Genomic DNA, 18,456 nt, shown 5'->3' on the forward strand with positions numbered 1-18,456 from the left:
TAATTTACGCCGTCATTAAAGTGTGTGGTGGCTGCTCCGTCAAGGACGAGCCGTACAGTGACTCCCGGCGAACCCGGGTTTATCGAGGTGGTGGGTGGACCTGGAACGGACGACGAACCGGATCGTGCGGCAGCGCAACCGGTCCGCCCTGCTGTCGAAGTTGTTTCTCGAGGGTCCGTTGACCCGGCAGGACCTGGCCCGCTCCACCGGGCTGAGCCAGCCCGCCGTCAGCAACGTGGTGGGTGACCTGATCGGGGCCGGGCTGGTGGTCGAGGCCGGCGCCGTGGAGTCCGACGGCGGGCGCCCCAGCATGATGCTCCGGGTCGCTCCCCGGTACGCCCTGGTCGCCGGGGTCGACGTCGGGGAGACCCGGATCCGGGTCGAGCTCTTCGACCTGGCGATGACGATGCTGGCCAGCGCGGAGTACCCGCTCGACGCGGCCGGCCCGGAGCCGGCCGCCGTGGTCCGGCACATCCTGGCCGGGCTGGACGCGGTCACCGCGCGGGCCGGGGCGGCCCGGTCGGAGATCCTCGGCGTCGGCATCGGGGTCTCCGGCGTGGTGGTGCAGGGCGGCGAGGCGATCGTGCACGCCCAGACCCTCGGCTGGCACGGGGTACCGCTGGAGCGGCTGATCCGGGCCGAGGTGGACCTGCCGGTGCACGTCGACAACGGCGCGAAGACGCTGGGCCAGGCCGAGATGTGGTTCGGGGCCGGCCGGGGTAGCCGGCACGCGGTCTTCGCGCTGGTCGGCTCCGGTGTCGGCGCGGCCGTGGTGACCAACGGGGTGATGTACCGGGGCAGCTCCAGCAGCGCCGGCGAGTGGGGGCACACCACCCTGGTCTACGACGGCCGCGCCTGCCGGTGCGGCGCCCGGGGCTGCCTGGAGGCGTACGTCGGCGCCGAGGGGATCATCGACCGTTACCGGGAGGCCCGGCGCGGGCACGCCGTGCCGGGTGTGGACGAGGAGTCGCAGCTGGGCGCGCTGATCGAGGCGGCGGAGCGCTCCGCGACCGCCCGCCGGGTGCTGGCCGAGACGGCCGGCTACCTCGGCGCCGGAGTGGCGAACCTGATCAACCTGTTCAACCCGGAGCGGGTGGTGCTGGGCGGCTGGGCGGGGGTGGCGCTCGGCGCCCACCTGCTGCCGGCGATCCGCGAGGCGGCGGCCGGGCAGGCGCTGCACCAGCCGTACCAGCAGGCCACGATCGAGCTGGGGCAACTCGGGATCGACGCGGTGGCGCTCGGCGCCGCCACCCTGCCGGTGGCCCGGCTACTCGCGGTCGGCGGCCTCGTCGGCTGATCCCGGGGTGACCGGCACCGCCGGCGCGACGAGTTAGCACCTTCTGACAATCGGGATAAATTACGTCGTAATAAATTGATGTCTTGACGGCGGTGGAACCCGGAAGCAACACTCGTGATCCTCCGAGAGCGCTCTCTACCGTCCGTCCGCCCCCGACCCCCGGGGAACAGTTGGCGCCGGTCACCTCCGCACGGAGAGGCACCGTCATGATTTTTCATGGTTTTCCATCCCGAAGGCATCCCGGCGACCCCCGACCCCGCCGGCTCGGCGACGTACTCGCCGCGACACTCCTGCTCGCGCTGACCCCCTTCGCCGGGCCGGCACCCCCGGCGAGCGCCGCACCGGCGCTGATCTCGCAGGGCAGGCCGGCCACGGCCTCCTCCACCGAGGGCGCCGCCTTCGCCGCGTCCGCCGCGGTGGACGGGAACACCGGCACCCGCTGGTCCAGCGCGTTCAGCGATCCACAGTGGATCCAGATCGACCTCGGCGCGACCGCCACGATCAGCCAGGTCGTGCTGCGCTGGGAAGCGGCCTACGGCCGGGCGTTCCAGATCCAGGTCTCCGACAACGGCAGCGGCTGGAGCGACGTCTACACCACCGGTACCGGCACCGGCGGCAGCCAGACGCTGAACGTCTCCGGCACCGGCCGGTACGTCCGGATGTACGGCACCGCCCGGGGCACCGGATACGGGTACTCGCTCTGGGAGTTCCAGGTCATCGGCGAGTTCGGCGGCGGTGACCCCGGCGAGCCCCCGGTCGAGCCCACCGACCCGCGCAACCCGAACCTCGGGCCGAACACCTTCGTCTTCGACCCGTCGACACCGACCTCCACCATCCAGAGCCGGCTGAACTCGCTCTTCACCGAGCAGGAGACCGCGCAGTTCGCGTCCCGGCGGTACGCGGTGCTCTTCAAGCCCGGCAGCTACACCGCCGACGTCAACCTCGGCTTCTTCACCCAGGTCGCCGGCCTCGGCATGTCCCCGGACGACGTCAACCTGAACGGGCACGTCCGGGTGGAGGCGTTCTGGATGGGCGGCAACGCCACCCAGAACTTCTGGCGGTCGGCGGAGAACCTCTCGGTCACCCTGCCGGCCGGCACCATCGTCGAGCGCTGGGCGGTCTCCCAGGCGGCGCCGTACCGGCGGATGCACCTGCGCGGCGCCGGCAACCAGATCCAGTTGTGGAACGGCGGCGACGGCTGGTCCAGCGGCGGCCTGATGGCCGACACCAGGATCGACGGCACGGTCGTCTCCGGCTCGCAGCAGCAGTGGTACTCCCGCAACAGCGAGTTCGGCAGCTGGAACGGCTCGGTCTGGAACATGGTCTTCACCGGGGTGACCGGGGCGCCCGCACCGCACTTCCCGAACCCGTCGCACACGGTGGTCGCGCAGACCCCGGTGGTCCGGGAGAAGCCGTTCCTCTACGTCGACGGCACCGGCGAGTACCGGGTCTTCGTGCCGGCGCTGCGCAGCAACAGCCAGGGCACCAGCTGGTACAACAAGACCCCGGCCGGCTCGTCGATCTCGCTGAGCCAGTTCTTCGTGGTCCGGCCCGGCACCGGCGCGGCGACCATCAACGCGGCACTCGCCCAGGGCAGGAACCTGCTCTTCACCCCGGGCCTCTACCGGACCACCGAGACGATCCGGGTCACCCGGCCGGACACCGTGGTGCTGGGTCTCGGCCTGGCCACCATCGAGCCGCAGAACGGCGTCACCGCGATGACCGTGGCCGACGTGGACGGCGTCAAGGTCGCCGGCATCATGTTCGAGGCCGGCGCGACGAACTCGTCGGTGCTGATGGAGGTCGGCCCGACCGGCTCCTCGGTCAGCCACGCCGGCAACCCGACCTCGCTGCACGACGTCTTCTTCCGGATCGGCGGGGCGGTACCCGGCAGGGCCACCACCAGCCTGCGGATCAACAGCCACAACGTGATCGGCGACCACATGTGGCTGTGGCGGGCCGACCACGGTGATCCCGGCACCTACGGCTGGAACGTCAACACCGCCGACACCGGGCTGGTGGTGAACGGCAACAACGTCACGATGTACGGCCTCTTCGTCGAGCACTACCAGAGGTACGAGGTGATCTGGAACGGCAACGGCGGACGGACGTACTTCTTCCAGAACGAGAAGCCGTACGACCCGCCGAACCAGGCGGCCTTCATGAACGGGTCGACCCGGGGCTACGCCGCGTACAAGGTGGCCGACTCGGTGACCAGTCACGAGGCGTGGGGTCTGGGCAGCTACTGCTACTTCAACGTGAACCCGTCGGTGGTCAACGAACGCTCCTTCGAGGTGCCGGTCACCTCGGGCGTCCGGTTCCACAACATGGTGACGGTCTCGCTCGGCGGGGTCGGCACGATCAACCGGATCATCAACAACTCCGGCGGCACCGCCAACACCGCCAACCAGGTGCAGTACCTGAACAACTTCCCGTAGGCCGGCACCGCCCGGCACGGCGGCTGGCTCCGGCGGACGACGCATCCGGCGGAGCCAGCCGCCGGCCGGTACCGCGGCGGCTCCGCGTGACCGGACGGCTAGGGTCGACGGCCGGCCGCGCGGTCCGGGCCAGGCCGGCGCGGCACGTGCCGGCGGTAGTCGCTGACCGTCGGGTCCCCGGCGATCCAGAACCGCCACGGGACGTCGTGCGCCCCGGTGACGCCGACCCGTGGACCGGTCGCGATCGCCTCCGGCGGGACCGGGGTGGCCGGCGGACGGAGGCGTACCGGGCCGTCGCCGAGCAGGTAGCGGCCGTAGACGGCCCGGTCCAGGCCGAGCGCCGCGCAGAGCCGGGCGGGCCCGCGGGCCAGGTCGACATCCCGGCGTACGGCGGTGCGCCGGCTCCGCGCGATCTCCAGCCCGTCGACCACCTCGCCGGCCCGGAGCAGTACCGCCGACGCCTCCCCGTCCGGCCCGGTGACCACGTTCACGCACCAGTGCATGCCGTAGGTGAAGTACGCGTAGGCGTGCCCGGCCGGCCCGAACATCACCGCGTTGCGCGGGGTGCGCCCCCGGTGCGCGTGCGACGCCGGGTCCCCGCCACTGCCGGCGTACGCCTCCACCTCGGTGAGCCGGACGGTGACGCCGCCCGCCGAGAGGGTGGCCCCGAGCAGCCCGCGCGCCGCCGGCACCACCGGACCGGCCAGCAGGGCCGCGAAGTCGTCGACAGGTGTCATACCGCAAGGACATCACGGCCGGAGCGCCGACACCGGGCGGGGCCGTCGGGTGCTCCGACAGGCCGGTGACCAGGTGCCGGCGGAAGCATCTGACGAGCCCTCCGCGGAGAGCGGGCGCCCGCACCAATGATTCATGGTGCTCAATTGCTCACTCGCTCGGGATCTCGGCCCCCGGCCTTGCAGGTTGCGATAGGCGACGCAAAGGTAACTTTCAGTCGCCGAAATGGAGGACCCATCATGTATGTCACCGCGGCAGGGCTCGCCGGGATGGCGTTGGGTTTCATCGCCGGCTTTTGCACCTATCGCACCTCCCGCCGCTGGTGCGCGGTCTGCGGCGGCGGGCTGAGCTGCCCGGCCTGCGCCAGCCTGGGCGTACGCCGCAACACCCCCGCCCGGCGGTTCCGATGAGCGCCACCCCGGCCGGGCCACCGCAGGTGGCGCCCGGCACCGTGCTCGAACTGGCCAAGGAGGACTGGCGGTACGGCAGCCACCCGCTCCGCCTCATGGTCGAGTTCGTCCGCCTCGACCTGTCGACGTACTACGACAACCAGTGGGTCTGGATCAGCGGCCAACGGCTCGCCCGGGACGGCAGCCCGCTCGGCCACCTCGACGCCCTGGTCCGGGTCTCCGCCCTGCCCTGCCCCGAGCGTGACGGCGGCGATCCGACCGGGGCCGGACCGGCAGCGTCGGGGCCGAGCGGCCGGACCGCCAGCCGAAACGGTTCGGCTGCCCGGATCGCGCCCCGGCAACGGACCAGACAACACCGCGGCCGGCGACCGGACGGCGTCGAGCACGATCCGGGGAGTGGGTCAGCGCGGGACGACGTCGAGGGCAAGCGCCACCCCGACGGAGGCGGCCGGTGATCACGGCTCACCCCGGTGCGCCGGTCTACCCGCGCCGCCGCTGCCAGAAGTCGACCAGCTCCTGGACCTCCTCCAGGAATCTGCCCGTACCACCGGCGAAGGCCCGCTCGTCGAGGAAGAACAGCGTCCGGCGCCGCCGCTGGTGCTGGTGGTCGTAGACCGTCAGGACGTAGCGGGAGGTGACGTCGAAGGGGCCGACCCGGGTGACTCCCCGGTTGTCGTGCAGGTGGAAGTCGCGGATCTCCGACCAGGCGTACATCCGGTCGCCGAGGAAGCCGCGTCGGAGGATCCCGTCGACGCTGACCACCGTACCCATCCGGCACACCCGCAGGCTCACCCCGAGCAGCAGCCCGACGGTCCCCAGCAGGATCACCACCGACAGCCAGCCGGGCAGACCGGTGCCGAGCGCGACGTAGCCGACCGGCAGCAGGACGGCGATGGCCAGCACGACGAGGTAGCCGACCATGTCTCTCGGCATGCGGTAGGTCGCCGGCAGCGGCCTCAACGCAGCTCACCACCCATCCGTTGCCGTGCCCTCGGAAAGTGCCGAACGAAGATTATCGACGTCCCGCGTACTGCGCCATGGCCCGGAGGGACGGCGGCCCGGGACCGTGGTCCCGGGCCGGTCCGGACGCGGTGCGCGGCAGGCGACGGTCTTCGTCAGGTGCGCGGAAGCACCTGCTCGGTGGACCACTCCCGCCAGCCGTCGAGCTGGTCGGTGACGGCGGCGAGCTGGTCGGCGACCGGTACCGGACCGGTCGAGCCGGGAGTGGTCCGGGCCGCCAGCGCGGAGCGGACCGAGAGCACGTCCCGCACGCCCGGGTCGAGATGCTCGCTAACCAGCCCCAGGTCGGAGTCGGAGACCTCGTCCAGCTCGCACTCGCGGGCCACGCAGAGCGCCACCAGCCGCCCGGTCACCTCGTGCGCCTCCCGGAACGGCACGCCCTTACGGACCAGCCAGTCGGCGACCTCGGTGGCCAGCGAGAAACCGACCGGGGCGGCGGCGGCGAGCCGGTCCACCCGGACGGTCATCGTGGAGACCATGCCGGCCAGGGCCGGCAGCACCAGGTCGAGCGTGTCGATCGCGTCGAACGCCGGCTCCTTGTCCTCCTGCATGTCCCGGTCGTACGCCATCGGCAGGCCCTTGAGCATGGTCAGTACGGCGACCAGCCCGCCGATCAGCCGGCCGGACTTGCCCCGGGCCAGCTCGGCGACGTCGGCGTTCTTCTTCTGCGGCATGATCGACGAGCCGGTGGCGAACGAGTCGTCCAGCTCCACCCAGCCGAACTCCTGGGAGGTCCACATCACCACCTCCTCGCCGAGCCGGGACAGGTGCACCCCGATCAGCGCGGTGACGAAGAGGAACTCGGCCACGAAGTCCCGGTCGGCGACCGCGTCCATCGAGTTGGCGAACGAGGTCCGGAAGCCCAGCTCCTTGGAGACCGCCACCGGATCGAGCGGCAGCCCGGAGCCGGCCAGCGCGCCCGCGCCCAGCGGGCTGACCGCCGCCCGGTGGTCCCAGTCGCGCAGCCGCTCCAGGTCCCGAAGCAGCGGCTGGACGTGCGCCAGCAGCCAGTGCCCGAAGGTGACCGGCTGGGCGTGCTGCACATGGGTCATCCCCGGCGCCGGGGTCTCCAGGTTACGGGCGGCCTGTTCGACCAGCGCGTCGGCCAGCCCGACGACCCGGGCGGCCAGCCCGCGTGCGTGATCGCGCAGATAGAGCCGCAGGTCGGTGGCGACCTGGTCGTTGCGGGACCGGCCGGCCCGCAGCTTGCCGCCGAGCGTGCCGAGGCGTTCCAACAGGCCGCGTTCGAGGGCGGTGTGCACGTCCTCGTCCTCGACCGTGGGCCGGAAGGTGCCGGTGCGCACCGCCGCCTCCAGGTCGTCCAGCGCGGCCAGCATCCGGCCCAGCTCGTCCGGGTCGAGCAGCCCGGCGGCGGCCAGCACCCGGGCGTGTGCCCGGGAGCCGGCCAGGTCGTACGGGGCGAGCCGCCAGTCGAACTGGACGCTGACCGACAGCCGGGCCAACGCCTCGGCGGGACCACCGGCGAACCGGCCACCCCAGAGACTCGTACGGTTGGTTCCGGCGCTGTTCTCGGTCAGGCTCTTGTCGTCCACGCCGACCATTCTGAACGTCACCTCTCGACACCGCCCAGCCGGGCGTCCCGGGCCGACGCCAGTTTGCTCGGCAGGCCCCAGAGCTGCACGAAACCCTTGGCCAGGGACTGGTCGAAGGTGTCGCCGGTGTCGTAGGTGGCCAGGCCGAAGTCGTAGAGGCTGGCCTCGGAGCGCCGGCCGGTCACCACGGCACGGCCGCCGTGCAGGGTCAGCCGGACCTCGCCGGAGACCTGCCGCTGGGTGTCGTCGATGAACGCGTCCAGCGCGTCCTTCAGCGGCGAGAACCAGAGGCCGTCGTAGACCAGCTCGCCCCAGCGCTGGTCGACACCCTTCTTGAACCGGGCCACGTCCCGCTCCACGGTGACGTTCTCCAGCTCCTGGTGGGCGGTGATCAGCGCGATCGCGCCCGGCGCCTCGTACACCTCGCGGCTCTTGATGCCGACCAGCCGGTCCTCGACCATGTCCAGCCGGCCCACCCCCTGGGCCCCGGCCCGCCGGTTCAGCTCCACGATCGCCTGGTACGGGGTGACCGTCTCCCCGTCGATCGCCACCGGTACACCGGCGTCGAAGGTGATCACGACCTGATCCGGGTCGCGCGGCTCGGCCGGATCGGCGGTGTAGGAATAGAGATCCTCGGTCGGGGCGTTCCAGATGTCCTCCAGGAACCCGGCCTCCACCGCCCGGCCCCACAGGTTCTGGTCGATCGAGTACGGCGACTGGTGCGTGACGTCGATCGGCAGCCCCTTCTCCTCGGCGTACGCGATCGCCTTGTCCCGGGTCCAGGCGAAGTCCCGGGCCGGCGCGATCACCTTGAGGTCGGGGGCGAGGGTGCCGAGTCCGGCCTCGAACCGGACCTGGTCGTTGCCCTTGCCGGTGCAGCCGTGCGACACGATCGTGCCGCCGTGGTACCTCGCCGCCTCCGCCAGGTGCTTGACGATCAGCGGCCGGGACAACGCCGAGACCAGCGGGTACCGGTCCATGTAGAGCGCGTTGGCCCGCATCGCCGGGATGCAGTAGTCGGCCGCGAACTCCTCGCGGGCGTCGACCACCGCCGACTCGGCGGCGCCGCAGTCCAGGGCCCGCTGGCGGATCGCGGCCAGGTCCTCGCCGCCCTGCCCGACGTCGATCGCCACCGCGATCACCTCGGCGCCGGTCTGCTCGGCCAGGTACGGGATGGCGACCGAGGTGTCCAGGCCCCCGGAGTACGCCAGTACGACGCGCTCGCTCATGGCGTGGCGCTCCCTTCCGCATGCTCTTCCCGGCCGGCCCAGGCGGAGAGCTTCTCCCCCAGTGCCGCGCCGCCGGTGGCCTCGCGGGTCACCACGAGAATGGTGTCGTCGCCGGCGATGGTGCCGACGACCTCCGGCAGCCCCGCCCGGTCCAGCGCGCTGGCCAGGTACTGGGCGGCACCGGGTGGGGTGCGCAGCACGGCGATGTTGCCGCTCGAGTCGACCCCGTTGAGCAGTTCACGGAGCAGCCGGATCAGCCGGGCCGGCGCCTGCTCGGCGTCGCGCAGCGGCCGCTTGCCGTCCTCCGGGATGAGATAGACGGCCGGCCCGTCGCCGCCGCGCACCTTGACCGCGCCCAGCTCGTCCAGGTCGCGGGAGAGGGTGGCCTGGGTGACCTGCACACCGCTGGCGGCGAGCAGGTCGGCCAGCTCGGTCTGGGAACGGATCGCCCGCTCGCGGATCAGGTCGACGATCCGGGCGTGCCGGGCGGCCCGGGTCAGTGGTCCGGTCATGCCGACTCGCCGACCACCGAGGCGATGACCGAGGCGGCCGACGGCTCGCCGGCCGGCTGCGACGCGGCTTCCCCGGCCGGCACCCGCTCCTCGGCGTGCCGCTCCAGCAGCCAGGCCAGCAGTGCCTTCTGGGCGTGCAGCCGGTTCTCCGCCTGGTCGAAGACCGCGCTCCGGGGGCCGTCGAGCACCTCGTCGGTGATCTCCTCGCCCCGGTGCGCCGGCAGGCAGTGCAGCACCACGACGTCCGGGCCGGCACCGGCCAGCAGGGCCCGGTTGACCTGGTACGGCTGGAACGCGGTGAACCGGTCCCGGCCGTCGTCCTCCTGCCCCATCGAGGTCCAGGTGTCGGTGGCGACCACGTCGGCGCCGGCCACCGCCTCGATCGGGTCGCGCAGGACGCGTACCGAGCCGCCGGTGCCGGCGGCGATCCCGGCGGCCCGGTCCAGTACGGCCGGGTCGGGTTCGTGCCCGGCCGGGCCGGCGACCCGGACGTGCATCCCGGCGGTCGCCCCGCCGAGCAGGTACGAGTGCGCCATGTTGTTCGCCGCGTCGCCGAGGTACGCCAGGGTCCGCCCGGCGGTGCCGCCACAGCGCTCACGGACGGTGAGCAGGTCGGCCAGGAGCTGGCAGGGGTGGAAGCCGTCGGTCAGCCCGTTCACCACCGGCACCGTCGCACCATCCGCCAGCTCGGCGATCCGGTCGTCGCCGAAGGTACGCAGCACGATGGCGGCGACGTACCGGGACAGCACCCGGGCCGCGTCGGCCAGCGACTCCCCCCGGCCGAAGTGCGTGACCTGGGTGTCCACCACGATCGGGTGGCCGCCCAACTCGGCGACGCCGACGTCGAAGGAGAGCCGGGTGCGCAGACTCGGCTTGTCGAAGAGCACCGCCACCGCCCGAGGGCCGGCGAGCGGACGCAGGGCGTACCGGTCGGTCTTCATCCGGGCGGCGAGGTCCAGCACGGCCGCCTGCTCGGCCGGGCTGAGGTCGTCGTCGCGCAGCAGGTGCCGGGGCATCAGTGGCCACCCCCGGTCCCGTCGGCGAGGGTCCCGCCCGCCGTCTCCAGCGAAGCCGGAGCCGCCGCGTCCGCGCCCCGTGGAGCCGGAGCCGCCGCGTCCGCATCCCGTGGAGCCGGAGCCGCCGCGTCCGCATCCCGTGGAGCCGGAGCCGCCGCGTCCAGTGCCGCTGGCAGGGCGGCGAGGAAGGCGTCGGCCTGGTCCAGGCCGAGGATCAGCGGCGGGGCCAGCCGGAGCGTCGCCGGCTGCACCGGGTTGGTCAGGAAGCCGGCGTCCCGCAACACCCCGGCGGTCGCGGCGGCGGCCGGTGCGCGCAGCACGATGCCGAGCAGCAGCCCGGTGCCGCGCACCTGCGCCACCAGCGGGTGGTTCAGCGCCTCCACCCCGCGCCGGAGCCGCTCGCCGACCCGCTTCACGTGGTCGAGCAGTCCCTCGTTGGCGATGGTGGAGACGACGGCGAGGGCGGCGGCGCAGCTCACCGGGTTGCCGCCGAACGTGGTGCCGTGCAGTCCCGGCCGGAGCAGCGCGGCGGCGTCACCGAAGGCCAGGCAGGCGCCGATCGGCAGCCCGCCGCCGAGCCCCTTGGCCAGGGTGACCACGTCCGGCTCGATCCCGTCGGCCTGGTGCGCGAACCAGTGCCCGGTACGTCCGATCCCGGTCTGCACCTCGTCGAGCACCAGCAACGCGCCGCGCTCGGCGGTGATCCGCCGGGCCTGCACGAGATAGCCGGGCGGCGGTACGACGACGCCGTTCTCACCCTGCACGGGTTCCAGGATCACCATCGCGGTCTGCTCGGTGACCGCCTCGGCCAGCGCCGCGACATCGCCGTACGGGACGTGGGTCACCTCGCCGGGCAGCGGGCGGAACGGGTCGGCCTTGGCAGGCTGGCCGGTGAGCGCCAGCGCGCCCATCGTCCGGCCGTGGAAGCCACCCTCGGTGGCGACCACGTGGGTGCGCCCGGTCAGCCGGGACAGTTTGAATGCGGCCTCGTTCGCCTCCGCGCCCGAGTTGGCGAAGAAGACCCGGCCAGCCCGGCCGGCCAGCGCCAGCAGCAGTTCGGCCAGCGCCACCGGCGGCTCGGCGACGAAGAGGTTGGAGACGTGCCCGAGGGTGGCGACCTGCCGGGAAACCGCCTCGACCACCGCCGGGTGGGCGTGCCCGAGCGCGTTGACCGCGATGCCGCCGACCAGATCGACGTACTCCCGGCCGGCCTCGTCGACCACGACCGCGCCGCTGCCGCGGACCAGCGCGAGCTGCGGTGTTCCGTAGTTGTCCATCATGGACTGCGTCCAGCGGTCGACCAGGCTCGTCATGGCGAGACCGCCCCGGGCTCGGGAACCACCATCGTGCCGAATCCTTCCGATGTGAAAACTTCCAGCAGGGTCGAGTGCGCCACCCGGCCGTCCACCACGTGTGCCGCCGGCACCCCGCCGCTGACCGCCCGCAGGCAGGCCTCCATCTTGGGCACCATCCCCGACTCCAGTGTGGGCAGCAGGTCGGCGAGCTGACCGGTGGTGATCTCGGAGACCAGGCTGCCGGTGTCCGGCCAGTCGGCGTAGAGCCCGGGTACGTCGGTGAGCACCACCAGCTTTCGGGCTCGCAGCGCGACGGCCAACGCGGCGGCGGCGGTGTCGGCGTTGAGGTTGTGCAGCACGCCGTCGGCGTCCGGCGCGACGGTGGAGATCACCGGGATCCGGCCGGCCGCGATCAGGTCGGCGACCGCCGAGACGTTCACCTGGTCGACGTCACCGACCTGGCCGATGTCGACCGGTTCGCCGTCCACGTACGCCGGCTTGCGTACCGCCGTGAAGAGGCGGGCGTCCTCGCCGGAGAGGCCGACCGCGTACGGGCCGTACTCGTTGATCAGGCCGACGAGTTTCCGGCCGACCTGGCCGACCAGCACCATCCGGACCACGTCCATCGCCTCCGGCGTGGTCACCCGCAGCCCGCCCCTGAACTCGCTGTCGATGCCGAGCCGGCGCAGCATGGCGGAGATCTGCGGGCCGCCGCCGTGCACCACCACCGGCTTCAACCCGGCGTAGCGCAGGAATACCATGTCGGCGGCGAACGCCCGCTGCAACTCCGGGTCGATCATTGCGTTGCCGCCGTACTTCACCACCACGGTCGAGCCGGAGAAGCGGGCCAGCCAGGGCAGCGCCTCGATGAGGGTGGCTGCCTTCCGCTGCGCCTCGGTCAGGTCGCGGGTCAGCATCACGGTTGTGCCCGCCTCCCGCTCACGACTGCGGGACTCCGCTCCGCTGCGTTCCTCGCGCTCACCGGGCTCGCCTCCCGCTCACGACTGCGGGACTCCGCTCCGCTGCGTTCCTCGCGCTCACGTTGAGTACGCCGAGTTCTCGTGCACGTATGCGTGCGACAGGTCGTTGGTCCAGACGGTCGCCTCGGACGGGCCCGCGTGCAGGTCGATCCGGATGGTCACCTGCCGACCGGAGAGGTCGACCTTGGCCCGGTCCTCGGCGGCGGCCCCGGAGCGGCAGACCCAGATCCCGTTGACCGCCACGTCGATGGCGTCCGGTTCGAAGGCGGCGCCGGTGGTGCCGACGGCGGCGATGATCCGGCCCCAGTTCGGGTCGTTGCCGAAGAGTGCCGTCTTGACCAGGTTGTTCCGGGCCACCGCACGGCCGACCTCGACCGCGTCGTCCTCGTCGGCCGCCCCGACCACCTCGATCGCGACCTCCTTGCTGGCGCCCTCGGCATCGGCCACCAGTTGCCGGGCCAGGCCCCGGCAGGCCTCGGTGACCGCGGCGGTCAACTCGGCCTGGGTCGGTGCGATCCCGGAGGCGCCGCTGGCCAGCAGCAGCACCGTGTCGTTGGTGGAGAGGCAGCCGTCCGAGTCGACCCGCTCGAAGCTGACCCGGCAGGCTTCCCGGAGCGCCTCGTCCAGCACCGCCGGCCCGGCGATGGCGTCGGTGGTGACCACACAGAGCATGGTGGCCAGCGCGGGGGCGAGCATGCCGGCGCCCTTGGCCATCCCGCCGACGGTCCAGCCGCTGCCGGTGACCACGGTCGTCTTGGACCGGGTGTCGGTGGTCATGATCGCCTCGGCCGCCGCCGGTCCGCCGTCGGTGCTCAGTCCGGCCACCGCCGCGTCCACGCCCGGCAGCAGCCGCTGCATCGGCAGTCGCTCGCCGATCAGCCCGGTGGAGCAGATGGCCACCTCGCCGGCGCCGACCGCCGGTCCGCCGTCGCCGGCGCTGGAGAGCGCGGCGGCGGCGTGTTCGGCGGTGGCGTGGGTGTCCTGGAAGCCGGGCGCCCCGGTGCAGGCGTTGGCACCGCCGGAGTTGAGCACCACGGCCCGGAGCAGGCCGCCCCGGAGCACCTGCTGGCTCCAGAGCACCGGTGCCGCCTTGACCCGGTTGGCGGTGAAGACCCCGGCCGCCGCGGTATCCGGTCCGTCGTTGACCACCAGCGCGACGTCCGGGGCACCACCGGACTTGAGCCCGGCGGCGACGCCGGCCGCCCGGAACCCCCGGGGCGCGGTGACGCTCATATCAAACCTCCCTCGTCGCGTGCCGGCAGCCCGGTCGCCGCCGCTCCGGACGACTGCCAGGTCGATGCCTCCCAGGTGCCATCCGGGTCACGGTGCTACTCCGTGCGCGGTCAGTCCGATGGTCTCCGGCAGCCCGAGCATCAGGTTGGCGCACTGCACCGCCTGGCCGGCGGCGCCCTTGCCGAGGTTGTCGACGGCGCTGACCACGATCAGTCGACCGGAGTCGACGTCGACGGTCCCCTGCAGATGACAGGAGTTGCCGCCCAGTGTGGCGGCGGTGTGCGGCCACCGGCCCTCGGGCAGGAGGTGCACGAACGGCGCGTCCGCGTACGCCTGCGCCAGCACCGCGCGGGGGTCGGCCGGGGTCTCGCCCACGGGCAGCGCGGTCACGGTGGCCAGAATGCCGCGCGGCATCGGGGCCAGTACCGGGGTGAAGGAGAGTCCGCTCGCCCCAGTGGCCTGTTTGATCTCGGGAACGTGCTGGTGCGCGCCGACCTTGTAGGGCGAGAGGTCGCCCATCACCTCGCTGCCGAGCAGGTGCGGCTTGGCCGACCGGCCGGCTCCGGAGGTGCCGGAGGCGGCGACCGCCACCACGTCGTGCGGGGCGGCCACCCCGGCGGCGAGCAGTGGAGCCAGCGCGAGAGTGGTTGCCACCGCGTAGCAGCCGGTGGCGGCGACCCGGGTCGCAGCGGCGATCGCCGCCCGCTGGCCGGGCAGCTCGGGCAGTCCGTAGGTCCAGGCACCGGCATGGGTGCCGCCGTAGTAGCGGGTCCAGGCCGCCGCGTCGGTGAGCCGGTGGTCCGCGCCCAGGTCCACCAGGCGCACCCCGTCCGGCAGGGCCGCGGCCAGCGCCGCCGACTCGCCGTGCGGCAGGGCCAGGAAGACCAGGTCCGCGTCGGCGAGCACCGCCGGATCGGTCCGGCCGAACACCAGGTCCAGGCCGGTGAGCTGCGGATGTACGGAGGCAACCGGCTGACCGGCCTGGCTGTGTGCGGTGGCGGCGACGAGGTCGAGTTCGGGGTGTCCGGAGATCAACCGGAGCAGTTCGCCGCCCGCGTAACCACTCGCGCCAGCGACCGCGACTCGAATTCCCATGCCCACCTCCGCATTTCTATGCAGTGAGCACGCTAGCAAACACCGCCGGCCACTGCAAGTCTATGCAGCGGACCGAATTATCTTTCGTTGCGGGGTCCCGCGACCACCGCGGGCCCGGCCCGCGCCCACAGCGGAGCGGGGCCGGGCCCGGCGGGGGTCGGCGGTGTTGTCGTCAGCTGAGCGTGCCGAGGTAGTCCGGGTTCGCCTTCAGCCACTCGTCGACGGCCTTCGCCTCGTCGTTCTTGTGGACGTTGAACATCAGGTCCTCCAGCGAGCCAAGCTGCTGGTTGTCCATCTTGAACTTCTGCAGCATCGCGGTGACCTCCGGGAAGTCCTCACCGAAGCCCGCCCGGGCCAGCGTGGTGACCTCCTCGGCCTGCCCCAGCGTGCCCTTCGGGTCCGCCAGGTCCTTCAGCTCGTACTTCGCGTACGCCCAGTGCGGGTGCCAGAGCGTCACCACGATCGGCTTCTTGCCGGCGATGGCACGGTCGAGGGCGGCCAGCATCGCCGGGGTGGACGAGGTCTTGAGCTTCATCACGTCGGTCAGCCCGTACCCGGGAATGACCTTGTCCTGGGTGGCGGCGGTCAATCCGGCGCCCGGCTCGATGCCGATCATCTCACCGCCGAAGGTGTCCGCCTTGGCCGCGAGGTCCTCCAGCGAGTCGACCCCGTCGACGTACTTCGGTACGGCGATGCTCAGGCTGGCGTTGTCGTACCAGACCCCGATCTTCTCCAGCTTGTCGCCGTACTGCTCCCAGTACGAGGCGTGGGTCTGCGGCAGCCAGCCGTCCAGGAAAAGGTCGATGTCGCCGGTGGCCAGGCCACCGTAGACGAGACCGGCCTCGAGATTCTTGAGCTCGACCTCGAACCCCTTGTCCTCCAGGACCTTCTGCCACAGGTACGAGGCGGCGATTGCCTCGTCCCAGGCCATGTAGCCGATGGTGATCTTCTTGGAGTCTCCGGTCGAGCCGGAGTCGTCGGCATCACTGCCACAGGCGGCGGCACCCAGCGCCAGGGCGGCGGTGGCCGCCAGCGCGATGCCGCGCCGCAAGGTCTTGCTCCACATGGTGTTTCCTTCCTTTGTTACCAAGACACCGACGGAGCTCGCGGTCAGCGAGGCAGGGCGCCGGCACCAGACCTCCCTGCGGGTCGGGATGGTGTTGGCCCGAGGTCTGCTCTGATCAGGCCCGTTGTGCGGCGCGTTGCGCCTTCGCGGTGGCGGTACGCGCGCCGATCGAGTCGGTGAGCCGGTCGAGCACCACGGCCAGGATCACGACGGCGATGCCCCCTTCGAATCCCTGGCCCACCTGCACCCTGGAGAGCGACAGCATGATCACGTCGCCCAGTCCCCCGGCACCGACCATGCCGGCGATGACCACCATCGACAGGGCCAGCATGATGACCTGGTTGACCCCGGTCATGATGGTCGGCAACGCCAGGGGCAGCTTGGTACGCAGCAGGACCATCCAGGGCGACGCCCCGAACGCCTCTCCGGCCTCGATCACTTCCCGGTCCACCTGGCGTAGGCCCAGCTCGGTGAGGCGGACCCCCGGCGGCATGCTGAACACCACGGTGGCCAGTACGCCGGGCACGGTGCCGATGCCGAAGAAGAAGATCGCCGGAATCAGGTAGACGAACGCCGGCATGGTCTGCATCAGGTCCAGCACCGGCCGGGCCACCGCCGATGCGCGCCGGTTCTCCGAGATGAAGATGCCGATCGGCACCGCGAACAGCAGCGCCAGGACACTGGACACCAGGACCTGGGCCAGGGTGTGCATGGTCTCGTCCCAGTACGGCATCCCGGCCACCAGACCGAGCCCGATCGCCGTACCGAGGCCGAACTTCCAGCCGCGCAGCCACCAGCCGAGGGCCGCGAAGAGCACCACCACGACGATCGCCGGCGGGGCGTTGAGCAGGTCGACCAGCGGGCTGACCAGCGAGTCGACGAAGGTGGCGATGCCCTCGAAGATCGTCCCCAAGTGCTCGGTGGCCCAGTCGACGCCGCGCTCGGTCCAGTCACCGATCGGGACGTACGGCACTACGTCGTTCAGGGGGTTGTCGGCGCTCGTCATACCGGTTCCCCCTTCGGCTGTGCCGGCTCGGCCAAGGTTGCGACCCGTGTCGCGTCGTCCCGGATGTCGCTGGCGTCCGGTCCGTCGACCACCGCGGCCGCGTCCGGGTTGCTCTCTGCGCTGGGCGCGGAGTCGTCGGGATCGGCGTCGGCGGGGTTGGCGCCGATGCTGCCCAGCGCGCTGAGCAGGGTGATCCGGGGGATCACACCGGCCAGCCGGCCGTCGGCGTCCACCACGGCCACCGGATGCGAGCTCTCCGCGCAGGTGGTGAAGAGATCCGCTATCGGGGTGTCGTCCGCCACGGACCGGACGTTCGCCGTCGAGACGATCCCGCCGAGGTCCTGCCGGTCCTCCCGGACCGCCCGGTCCACCTGGTCCTCGGTGACCGTGCCGAGGAACCGCCGGCCCCGTCCGGTGACGTAGACGACCGAGGTCTGGGTCTCCCGCAGCGTCCGCGCCGCCACCCGGGGGCCGGCGTGCACGTCCACCACGCTCAGCGGCTTCTCCATCACCGACGACGCGGTGAGGATGCGGGTCCGGTCCACGTCGGCCACGAACTGTGCGACGTAGTCGTTGGACGGATCGGTGAGGATCTGCTCGGCGGTACCGATCTGGACGATCCGGCCGTCACGCATGACGGCGATCCGGTCGCCGAGCCGCATCGCCTCGTTGAGGTCGTGGGTGATGAAGATGATGGTCTTGCCGAGCTCGGCCTGTAGTTCCAGGAGCTGGTCCTGGACCTCACGACGGATGAGCGGGTCGAGCGCGGAGAACGCCTCGTCCATCAGCATGACCTCGGTACCCGCGGCGAGAGCGCGAGCGAGGCCGACCCGCTGACGCATGCCACCGGACAGTTCCTGTGGGAGCTTGTCCTGCCAGCCCTCCAACCCGACCATCCGGAGCGCGTCGAGTGCGCGCTCATGACGCTCGGTACGCGACCGGCCGGCCGCCTCCAGCGCGTAACCGGCATTTTCCAGCACCGTTCGATGCGGAAGAAGCGCGAAGTGCTGGAATACCATGCTGATCTTTTCGCGGCGCAACTTGCGTAGTGCGGCGGGCTTCATGTTGGTCAGCTCGACGCCCTCGACCTGCACGCTGCCATGGGTCGGCTTCACCAGACCATTGAGCATTCGAATGAGGGTGGATTTCCCCGAACCGGAGAGGCCCATCACCACGAATATCTCGCCGCGTTGCACCTCGAAGGTCGCGTCGATCACCGCGGCGGTGACGGGTAGATCCGCCATTACCTGGTCGCGCTCAGCACCGTCAGCGAGGCGTCGTACCGCCGTTTCGGCCCCGCTACCGAAAATCTTGTACAGGGATTTCACTGCTAACGCGGACACGATCTCCATTCCGGCGAGTGCGAGTGTCGGCGGTCTCCCGTCGACGTACCCGCCTCGACTTGCGTCAGTGGCATCCGCCGGGAACTGCCGATGATCGGCGGCGCGCGGCCTGTATCGGGCTGTCGGCGACCATACCCGAGAGCCACTTTGCACGGCCAGTCCAAGATCACATCTGGATATCAACACGTGACCTTCACCGGCGAAGTCAGGTGATTTCGGGCGCGGAAG

Annotated in this window: 17 protein-coding genes; 4 read left to right on the top strand and 13 right to left on the bottom strand. The window is 71.7% G+C overall.

Going from position 1 to position 18,456, the window contains the following annotated elements; translation table 11 throughout:
* Nucleotides 1-94 precede the first annotated feature (94 nt).
* Both EV371_RS00075 and EV371_RS00080 read left to right on the top strand, forming a co-directional pair.
* Nucleotides 95-1,297 carry an ROK family protein gene (locus EV371_RS00075; RefSeq protein ID WP_130460222.1) on the top strand — a complete coding sequence of 401 codons (1,203 nt, stop codon included), beginning with the start codon at nt 95-97 and terminating at the stop codon, nt 1,295-1,297.
* 206 nt (nt 1,298-1,503) lie between these two features.
* On the top strand, nt 1,504-3,735 hold the full coding sequence (locus EV371_RS00080) for a discoidin domain-containing protein (RefSeq protein ID WP_130460223.1): 2,232 nt from the start codon (nt 1,504-1,506) through the stop codon (nt 3,733-3,735).
* A gap of 98 nt (nt 3,736-3,833) precedes the next feature.
* Here EV371_RS00080 and EV371_RS00085 read toward each other — a convergent pair whose 3' ends face one another.
* Nucleotides 3,834-4,472 carry a DNA-3-methyladenine glycosylase gene (locus tag EV371_RS00085; RefSeq protein WP_130460224.1) on the bottom strand — a complete coding sequence of 213 codons (639 nt, stop codon included), beginning with the start codon at nt 4,470-4,472 and terminating at the stop codon, nt 3,834-3,836.
* Nucleotides 4,473-4,709: 237 nt separating this feature from the next.
* Here EV371_RS00085 and EV371_RS33205 point away from each other — a divergent pair, with 237 nt between their 5' ends.
* On the top strand, nt 4,710-4,880 hold the full coding sequence (locus EV371_RS33205) for a hypothetical protein (RefSeq protein WP_165436565.1): 171 nt from the start codon (nt 4,710-4,712) through the stop codon (nt 4,878-4,880).
* Complete coding sequence (locus EV371_RS00090; RefSeq protein WP_130460225.1) at nt 4,877-5,335, top strand: hypothetical protein; 459 nt, start codon at nt 4,877-4,879, stop codon at nt 5,333-5,335. Before EV371_RS33205 ends, EV371_RS00090 begins: the two co-directional genes overlap by 4 nt.
* A 25-nt stretch (nt 5,336-5,360) precedes the next feature.
* On the opposite strand, the gene EV371_RS00095 is transcribed toward EV371_RS00090, so the two are convergent.
* From EV371_RS00095 to EV371_RS00150, 12 genes are all read right to left on the bottom strand, one after another.
* Nucleotides 5,361-5,813 (bottom strand): hypothetical protein, encoded by a 453-nt coding sequence (locus tag EV371_RS00095; RefSeq protein ID WP_130460226.1) that lies wholly within the window; start codon nt 5,811-5,813, stop codon nt 5,361-5,363.
* 182 nt (nt 5,814-5,995) lie between these two features.
* Entirely contained in the window at nt 5,996-7,462 is a 1,467-nt protein-coding gene (argH, locus tag EV371_RS00100) for an argininosuccinate lyase (RefSeq protein ID WP_130465537.1), read from the bottom strand.
* An 8-nt stretch (nt 7,463-7,470) separates the two neighbouring features.
* Entirely contained in the window at nt 7,471-8,682 is a 1,212-nt protein-coding gene (locus tag EV371_RS00105; RefSeq protein WP_130460227.1) for an argininosuccinate synthase, read from the bottom strand.
* Nucleotides 8,679-9,194, bottom strand: coding sequence for an arginine repressor (locus EV371_RS00110; RefSeq protein ID WP_130460228.1), 516 nt, complete (start codon nt 9,192-9,194; stop codon nt 8,679-8,681). Before EV371_RS00110 ends, EV371_RS00105 begins: the two co-directional genes overlap by 4 nt.
* Nucleotides 9,191-10,210, bottom strand: coding sequence for an ornithine carbamoyltransferase (gene argF / locus EV371_RS00115; RefSeq protein ID WP_130460229.1), 1,020 nt, complete (start codon nt 10,208-10,210; stop codon nt 9,191-9,193). Before argF ends, EV371_RS00110 begins: the two co-directional genes overlap by 4 nt.
* Nucleotides 10,210-11,523: an acetylornithine transaminase gene (locus tag EV371_RS00120; protein WP_130460230.1), complete on the bottom strand. Its 1,314-nt coding sequence runs from the start codon at nt 11,521-11,523 to the stop codon at nt 10,210-10,212. The genes argF and EV371_RS00120 overlap by 1 nt, the downstream gene beginning before the upstream one ends.
* The gene (gene argB / locus EV371_RS00125) at nt 11,520-12,425 is read right to left on the bottom strand and encodes an acetylglutamate kinase (RefSeq protein ID WP_130460231.1); all 906 of its coding nucleotides are present in this window, start codon (nt 12,423-12,425) and stop codon (nt 11,520-11,522) included. The genes EV371_RS00120 and argB overlap by 4 nt, the downstream gene beginning before the upstream one ends.
* A 117-nt stretch (nt 12,426-12,542) precedes the next feature.
* Entirely contained in the window at nt 12,543-13,718 is a 1,176-nt protein-coding gene (gene argJ, locus EV371_RS00130; protein ID WP_130460232.1) for a bifunctional glutamate N-acetyltransferase/amino-acid acetyltransferase ArgJ, read from the bottom strand.
* 87 nt (nt 13,719-13,805) lie between these two features.
* Entirely contained in the window at nt 13,806-14,813 is a 1,008-nt protein-coding gene (gene argC / locus EV371_RS00135) for an N-acetyl-gamma-glutamyl-phosphate reductase (protein WP_130460233.1), read from the bottom strand.
* A 172-nt stretch (nt 14,814-14,985) separates the two neighbouring features.
* Nucleotides 14,986-15,879 (bottom strand): glycine betaine ABC transporter substrate-binding protein, encoded by an 894-nt coding sequence (locus EV371_RS00140; protein WP_130460234.1) that lies wholly within the window; start codon nt 15,877-15,879, stop codon nt 14,986-14,988.
* Nucleotides 15,880-15,994: 115 nt separating this feature from the next.
* Nucleotides 15,995-16,885, bottom strand: coding sequence for an ABC transporter permease subunit (locus tag EV371_RS00145; RefSeq protein ID WP_130460235.1), 891 nt, complete (start codon nt 16,883-16,885; stop codon nt 15,995-15,997).
* Nucleotides 16,882-18,237, bottom strand: a complete 1,356-nt coding sequence (locus EV371_RS00150; RefSeq protein ID WP_130460236.1) for a quaternary amine ABC transporter ATP-binding protein — start codon at nt 18,235-18,237, stop codon at nt 16,882-16,884. Before EV371_RS00150 ends, EV371_RS00145 begins: the two co-directional genes overlap by 4 nt.
* Between the last annotated feature and the right edge of the window lie 219 nt (nt 18,238-18,456).

The organism is Plantactinospora sp. CNZ321 (genome assembly GCF_004217235.1).

What these genes read in the sequence shown, in the direction of transcription:
- EV371_RS00080 (WP_130460223.1), top strand. Translation starts at nt 1,504, where the DNA reads ATGATTTTTCATGGTTTTCCATCCCGAAGGCATCCCGGCGACCCCCGA.
- EV371_RS00085 (WP_130460224.1), bottom strand. Translation starts at nt 4,472, where the DNA reads ATGACACCTGTCGACGACTTCGCGGCCCTGCTGGCCGGTCCGGTGGTG.
- EV371_RS33205 (WP_165436565.1), top strand. Translation starts at nt 4,710, where the DNA reads ATGTATGTCACCGCGGCAGGGCTCGCCGGGATGGCGTTGGGTTTCATC.
- EV371_RS00090 (WP_130460225.1), top strand. Translation starts at nt 4,877, where the DNA reads ATGAGCGCCACCCCGGCCGGGCCACCGCAGGTGGCGCCCGGCACCGTG.
- EV371_RS00095 (WP_130460226.1), bottom strand. Translation starts at nt 5,813, where the DNA reads ATGCCGAGAGACATGGTCGGCTACCTCGTCGTGCTGGCCATCGCCGTC.
- argH (WP_130465537.1), bottom strand. Translation starts at nt 7,462, where the DNA reads ATGGTCGGCGTGGACGACAAGAGCCTGACCGAGAACAGCGCCGGAACC.
- EV371_RS00105 (WP_130460227.1), bottom strand. Translation starts at nt 8,682, where the DNA reads ATGAGCGAGCGCGTCGTACTGGCGTACTCCGGGGGCCTGGACACCTCG.
- EV371_RS00110 (WP_130460228.1), bottom strand. Translation starts at nt 9,194, where the DNA reads ATGACCGGACCACTGACCCGGGCCGCCCGGCACGCCCGGATCGTCGAC.
- argF (WP_130460229.1), bottom strand. Translation starts at nt 10,210, where the DNA reads ATGCCCCGGCACCTGCTGCGCGACGACGACCTCAGCCCGGCCGAGCAG.
- EV371_RS00120 (WP_130460230.1), bottom strand. Translation starts at nt 11,523, where the DNA reads ATGACGAGCCTGGTCGACCGCTGGACGCAGTCCATGATGGACAACTAC.
- argJ (WP_130460232.1), bottom strand. Translation starts at nt 13,718, where the DNA reads ATGAGCGTCACCGCGCCCCGGGGGTTCCGGGCGGCCGGCGTCGCCGCC.
- argC (WP_130460233.1), bottom strand. Translation starts at nt 14,813, where the DNA reads ATGGGAATTCGAGTCGCGGTCGCTGGCGCGAGTGGTTACGCGGGCGGC.
- EV371_RS00140 (WP_130460234.1), bottom strand. Translation starts at nt 15,879, where the DNA reads ATGTGGAGCAAGACCTTGCGGCGCGGCATCGCGCTGGCGGCCACCGCC.
- EV371_RS00145 (WP_130460235.1), bottom strand. Translation starts at nt 16,885, where the DNA reads ATGACGAGCGCCGACAACCCCCTGAACGACGTAGTGCCGTACGTCCCG.
- EV371_RS00150 (WP_130460236.1), bottom strand. Translation starts at nt 18,237, where the DNA reads ATGGAGATCGTGTCCGCGTTAGCAGTGAAATCCCTGTACAAGATTTTC.